This window comes from Aquiflexum sp. (assembly GCF_041751335.1).
Lineage (GTDB): Bacteria > Bacteroidota > Bacteroidia > Cytophagales > Cyclobacteriaceae > Aquiflexum.
Window position 1 is genome coordinate 1 of record NZ_JBGSXS010000404.1, and the last position, 7,077, is coordinate 7,077.

Below are 7,077 nucleotides of genomic sequence, written 5' to 3' on the forward strand. Positions count from 1 at the left end.
AAATTTACCGTTCTGATATTTGAAAACAGTGATAGGCATCAATTCACCAACAATAATCAGTTCCAGAATCCCGTCATTGTCCACATCGGTCCAAAGGGCATCAGTGACCATTCCTATATCCCTCAATTCAGGCAAAAGCTCATCGGTAACATCAACCAATTTCCCATTATTGTTTTTCAATAGGAAGGAGCGCTCAGGCAAGGGATATTGAGCAATAGGTGTTCGGCCACCCACAAATAAATCCACATGACCATCTCCATCAAAATCGGCAGATCTTACAACAGTGCCGCTTGCATTAATATCAGGTATTTTATCTGGAGCATGAGTGAATTTTCCATTCCCATTATTCAAGTATAATCTATCTGAGTAAAGTGGAGATCCAAGACTGAATTCATTGCTTCCCGAAACCAAATAAAGGTCCAGGTCACCATCATTATCCATGTCAAAAAGCACCATCCCCATTTCTTCAAATTTCATTTCATCCTCGAATCCAAAAAGCTCACTTTCTTCAAATTTGCCATCCGGCAGCTGAAAAAAAACTTTTGCTCCAAAGCCCGTAGCACTTCCTACAATAAAATCCTCCCGCCCATTTCCGTTCAGGTCACCGACCACAAGGCTAGGTCCAAATTGGGTCAACTTGTGCAACAATGTTCTTTGTACATTGAAGTCAATTTTATCTACTTCCTGGTGGGTAAAATCTATGCCTAGGTCAGCTGACACCTCTGCCATTATTTTTGGTTTATCTTTTGGAACTAATGGAAATCTTAAGTCAGCTTTTTCAGTTAAACCGGCTTCTTTTTCAGAAACTGTCACCAATTGATTGATACCAACTTGATCCAGTTTTTGGTATTTCCCATCTTGCCATAATACTTCTATCGAAATTGAATCTAATTTATTGCCCACTCCGAAATGCAATATTTCATCCATCGAGGACATGTAACCTCTTGACAATTGTTGTTCTTGATAAAGGAAACTTCCATCTGAAAATCTTAAAACAACCTTGGCTCCTATACCCATCGGATTGTTTTTGGGGCCTTCCAGTTTAACCCTCAGGAAGTTGGGGATATCTCTATTTTGGTTGAGGGTATTTTCAAATAAAAAAGCCTCATCATTGATATTGTTGACCACATAGTCCAGATCTCCATCTCCATCCAAGTCCGCAAAAACAGCTCCATTGGAAAAAGAGGGTATATCAAGTCCCCATTTTTGGGTAATGTTTTCAAAAGTCAGGTCTCCATTATTTCTAAATCCATAATTCGGGATTCTCACTTTGGGCAAAGAATCCAGCAATTGACTTGTTGTGGCGATCCTTCCTACATCCACTCTATAATTGGCGAAGTCTTTATCAGTAATATCCCTTGGAAATCCATTGGTCACAAACAGGTCTCTCCAGCCATCATTATCCACATCAGCAAATAAAGGTGCCCAACTCCAATCTGTCTGATAAATACCTGAAAGATGTCCTATTTCACTGAATGGAATATCAGGACCATTACCCATGTGCAGCATATTTCTTACATGCTGATATTCATAGCCCCAAGTTTCATTGTTAATGTAATTCTGATAGAGGTTTTTAGAAATCGTTGTCTTCTTTCTGTAATTGGTTTCCCCAAGCATATCCAAAGTGATGATATCCAGAAATCCATCATTATTGAAATCAGAAATATCACAACCCATAGCAAACATGCTTTGGTGACGGATATAGTCTTTTATTTTGTTGGTAAAGGTCCCGTCCCCATTGTTGATGTAAAGGATATCATTGGTGATATAATCGTTACTGATATAAATGTCCGTCCACCCATCTCCATTGATGTCACCTACTGCCAATCCCAATCCGAATCCTTCAATCAAGATGCCTGCCTCAATTGTTACATTGGTAAAAGTCCCGTTCCCATTATTCCTGTACAATTGGTCGTTGTTGACTGCTGACCCATCAACAATCTTTTGTCTGTAATTGATGGGGATGGTCTGACTTTGCTCATTGTTCAATACAAACAGGTCCAAAAAACCATCTTTATCATAGTCAAAAAATACAGCTCCCATACCATTCCCGGTATCTGCTATTCCAAATTCTTTTGCCTGTTCCTTGAAAACAGGAATTCCCTGCTCATTCAATCCTTGGTTCACAAAAAGCAAGTTTGCTCTTCTTTCTCGATCCGGGTACATGGCCGCAGTCATATAGACATCCATCAATCCGTCTCCGTTGATGTCCACCACAGCTACACCAGTGCTCCAGGTTTCTGAAGATTTTATACCTGCTATTTCAGAAATGTCTTTGAACTTTAGACCACCCTCGTTGAGGTACAACTTATTTCCGACCTGATTGCCTGTAAAAAATAAATCCGGTAATCCATCATTGTTAAAATCAGCCACTGCAACACCCCCTCCATTGAAAATATATTCATCAGTGAGAATATTGAATGAATCTGTTTCAGAAATGGCGTTATTAAAAGTTATCCCTGAATGGGAACTGGTAATAGATTTGAATAGCTTTTGCTCTTTTTGTTTACAGGACTGCAATAGAAGAAAGCAAAACAACATATATACCAAATACTTCATGAATCTAAGGTAAGGGCTGGAATAATTTCTACCTGAAAAATAAGAGGCTTTTTTGAAAAAAAATAGGAGAAGCCTTAATAGATAAGACCTCTCCTAAAAACCATATGATCAACTATTAATAACCTGGATTTTGCTGGATATTTCCAGCACCTTGGTTAACCACAAATTCAGGAATAGGAAGGTATTCGTCTTTACCTGTCTGAAAATCAGCACCTGCAAGGTGAGTTCTGATTGGGCTTTCTTTAGCTAGGAATGCTGTCATTACCGGACCAACAGTACCCCACCTTACCAAGTCATAAAATCTATGACCTTCCATGGCCAACTCCAAATATCTTTCAAAACGAACTGCCTTTCTAGCAGCATCTTTATCAGTCCATATACCTGGATATAATTCAATTTGGTAATTTGCTTCAGGCACACCTGCGGCATTGGTTACAACTGTGGAACCTTTTGCTCTTGCCCTGACAGTATTTACATATTCCTGGGCTTTAGCCAAGCTTCCAACTTCCACTTCAGCTTCAGCTGCCATCAACAAGAGATCAGCATATCTCATTACAATTTGGTTTTTACCCAATTGGCCTTGTCCCCAACTTCCTGGCACAAAGAATGGGCCTACTTCATCTCGCCATTGGATATGTTTGTTAGGCAACCATGGGCCTCCATTTGCAAGCTGTCTGATCCAGGTTGCAGCAGCAATTCCATAGTCTTTATAGGTAACTCCTATTCTACCTACTGTATAATCCAACCTTGGATCCAATTGACCTCTGTCAGGGAAATCATTTGGATTGGACTCATGGTTTTTCACATTTACCTGATTGTAGGTATCGATTAATGGTAATCCTCCTGATGTTTTATAGGCATTTACCAAGCTTTGAGCTGGTTGATAGAACCCACAACATCCAACCGGGCCATTATTGTGGGGATTGGTCAGTTCCAATTCCTTGTTGGAGTTAGCACCTCCAGTTCCATCACCTACTGTATATTGGATAGAGAATATTATTTCCTTACCGTTTTCGAACTCACCTCTGAAAACATTTCTGAATTCAGCCTCCAAACCGTATTTGGTTCCATTACTGGTTGTCCCATTTGCAATTAGCTGATCAAATAATGCTTTAGCTTCGGCATACTTATTTTGATACAAATGGGCTTTAGCAAGGAAAGCCATTGCACCCCACTTATTAATCCTACCAATTTGAGGCTGAGTATTTGGAAGATTGTCCATAGCGAATTTCAAATCCTCTTCAATTTTAGGATAGATATTTTGGGTATTCACTATAGCCCTGTACTGTTCTGTGGTGATCACAGTTTCATCCACAAAAGCAACGTTCTTGAAATTCTTTGCTGCTTCCATATGAAGAAATCCCCTGATAAATCTGGCTTGCGCCAAAATGTTGCTTCTTCTATCAGCTGGGATATCAGCTGCTTTTTCCAATAGTCGGATGGTAATGTTTGCCATACCTATACCATCATAGATGGCCCTCCATTTGTTGGTAGTGGATGGGCTGGATGGCAAAACTTCAAACCTTTCAACGGGATTGATTTCAGTTGCCTGATCAAGGGCTTCAGTCCCTTTATAAGCATCGTCTGACCTTACCCCTCCCCAAAGCCAATTGTTGGGACTGGTATACCAGTTCCCAATCTGATTCCCTTGTAATGCCCTATAAGCAACCAAAAGGGATCCATTTACACCATTTTCATTGGCGAGCGCATTTTCGGATATGGAGCCTAGTGGCGGTCTATCCAAAAATTCTTCGCTGCATGCGGAAATCAAACATGATGCAGCCACGAAGAACATCAGAAAATATATTATTCTACTTTTCATAATTGTCTTATCTTTATTAATGAATTAATTAAAACCCTACATTAATCCCAAAAATGATTGTTCTTGGGGCAGGTGTTCTAAACTGGTCAACACCCATTTGCAACTCGCTGTTGCCCAGAATTCCGATATCCGGGTCAGGACCTGAGTAATTGGTGAAAGTAAACATGTTCTGACCTTGGACATATACCCTAGCTCTGTACATTCCCAACCTTGCAATCTGTACCATTGGAAATGTATAGCCTAACTGCATCTGTCTTACTCTCAAGAATGATCCGTCTTCAACGTACCAAGAATTGGATATAGCCCCTGAGTAAGTATCATTCGCATTCAAAATCGGCATACTTGCTCCTCTATTTTCCGGGGTCCAGGTATCATAAAGTACATCAGCACTGTAACCGCCTTCAAATCCTCTGAGGTGCGAACTCCATTTGGTGTAGTTATAGATTTGGTTTCCTTGGTTCCAGAATAAAAATGTCTGAAAATCCCAGTTTTTGTAGTTGAGACCAATATCAAAACCCATTTGGAATTTGGGAATTGGGTTTCCAATGAAAGTTTGATCATTTCCATCAATCACACCATCACCGTTGATATCACGGATTTTCCAAGACCCAACTCTTTTATAAGGCATATCAGCATGTGCCAAAACTTCTTCCTCATTCTGGAAGATACCATCTATCTGCCATCCCCAGAAAGAAGCCAATGGTTGACCTGCTTCAATTCGCTGCACATTACCCAAACGACCTGCACCAAACAACAAGAATGAAGTTCCTTCTGCGTCAATTTTAACAGCTTCATTTCTGTAATGGGTGAAGGTCATGCCCACATTGTAACTCCAGTCTCTTCCCATTTTACCTCTGGTAGACAAGGAACCATCGACACCTTTGTTAACCATGGTACCCACATTAATTCTAGGTTGACCAACATTAGGTTCCAAACCATTTCTTTGTCTATCCACTAAGAGATCATTAGTGGTATTATTGAAATACTCAACAGTGAAATCCAATCTTCCACCAAACAAAGATCCGTCAAGACCTATATTGACCATCTCTGCTGACTCCCATTTTGTGCTTGGATTACCTACAACACTTGGTCTATAACCAATCTGAGGTAATCCATTAGTACCTGCAATGTCATAGGCTGTTGAAAATAGGTTGGCACCAAAGAAGGAATAGGCATTGTTAGCACTTACGTTTCTTTGGCTACCCATTTGTCCCCAACCACCTCTAAGTTTCAATTCATCGAAATAAGTGGCTGACTGCATAAATGATTCTTCAGAAATTCTCCATCCAAATCCAAATGCAGGGAAAACACCGACCCTGAATTCAGGACCAAATACAGATGCCTCATCCCTTCTAACGGTGGCACTGAAAAGATACCTGTCCATTAACTGATATTCTGCTTTACCAAAAATAGAAGAAAGGGTTCTAGGGGTTCCTGGAGCACCGCCATTTTGAGGAAGGTTCTTACCGGTATTGATAGACCTGAAATCCGGATCATTGAAATCATAATCTCTTCTGCTGGCACTTAAAAACCTTCCTTGATCAAATATGGATTCTGTTGCAGCAAAAAGTTTGATGATATGCTTATCACTAATATTCAGGTTATATTGCAAACTATTTGTCCAAGTCCAAGTTGTAGATGCAAAGAAATACTCACTATAAGCATTGTTTCTGATTGGTTCTGCTTTTTCAGGTGTAATCCATGTAAAATTAAAGCCATTTCCGTATCTCTGATCTAAACCAAAGGACGTGGATGCCGTCAGATCCTTTGTCAAATGTAATTGTGCGAAGACATTACCAAATAAGTTTAATCCTTTGAATTTATTGTCTCTATTTCTGGGCAATACTGCATGTGCTGTTAATGTCTGACCTGCACCACCCATAGAAGTTCCGGCAGGATTTCCATTAATATCCTGTAATGGAATAAAAGGAGCTGCTCTGGTTGCCAGATACCAAGGGTTTTGTCCCTCATTGTTGAAATCCAACCCCCCTGATAGGTCATTTGGATTACCGGATGATCCAAATTGGTCAGTAAAGGCCAACTGAAGATTCTCACCTACTGTGATCCATTTTTTGGGACTGAATCTGGAGTTTGCCCTTAAAGTTACTCTTTGAAGGCCTGTCTCCCTAAAAACTCCATCTGCATTAAAGTAATTAAAACCCATTGAATAAGTTCCCTTATCTGTTCCACCAGTCGCCCCAAGCTGATGCATGTGGATGACGCCATTTTGAGCAGCATCTCTATGCCAGTCTGTTCCTGGGCTTGTTTCTGCTATCTGATAAGTGTTTTCAAAGCTGTAAGGATCCCAATTATACCTGTCAAAGTCCGGATTCGTAGCGTCCTGAGGTCTAGCATTCACATCCGTATTGGAGACTAGATATCTCGGTATTCCATTCTGGAAAATCCTGCTGTTGAATGGGATACCTGCTCCTTCGGCTGCCATGATTAGGTGTTCTCTGTATTCCGCTGTGTTCAACATTCTAGGGAAAACCCTCTCAGGTAAGGCTTGGAAACCAACATAAGAATCATAAGTAAGATTTGTCCTACCAGAAGTACCCTGTCTTGTGGTTACCACAATAACACCATTTGCTGCTCTTGATCCATAAATGGATGCCGAAACAGGATCTTTCAAAACCTGAACTGATTCAATATCCTGAGGGTTAAGTGCATTGGCATTATCGGTAGGCACGCCATCA

The 7,077-nt window shown here is 40.4% G+C and carries 3 protein-coding genes; all 3 read right to left on the bottom strand.

Going from position 1 to position 7,077, the window contains the following annotated elements:
- Window positions 1-2,559: VCBS repeat-containing protein (locus ACEW8U_RS21570; protein ID WP_373524123.1), on the bottom strand; the 2,559-nt coding region annotated here is incomplete at its 3' end.
- 115 nt (window positions 2,560-2,674) lie between these two features.
- Window positions 2,675-4,381, bottom strand: coding sequence for a RagB/SusD family nutrient uptake outer membrane protein (locus ACEW8U_RS21575; RefSeq protein ID WP_373524124.1), 1,707 nt, complete (start codon window positions 4,379-4,381; stop codon window positions 2,675-2,677).
- Between the two features lie 28 nt (window positions 4,382-4,409).
- The coding region (locus ACEW8U_RS21580; protein WP_373524125.1) for a SusC/RagA family TonB-linked outer membrane protein at window positions 4,410-7,077 on the bottom strand (2,668 nt) is incomplete at its 5' end.

Coding starts and splice junctions, on each gene's coding strand:
- ACEW8U_RS21575 (WP_373524124.1), bottom strand. CDS start 4,381: ATGAAAAGTAGAATAATATATTTTCTGATGTTCTTCGTGGCTGCATCA.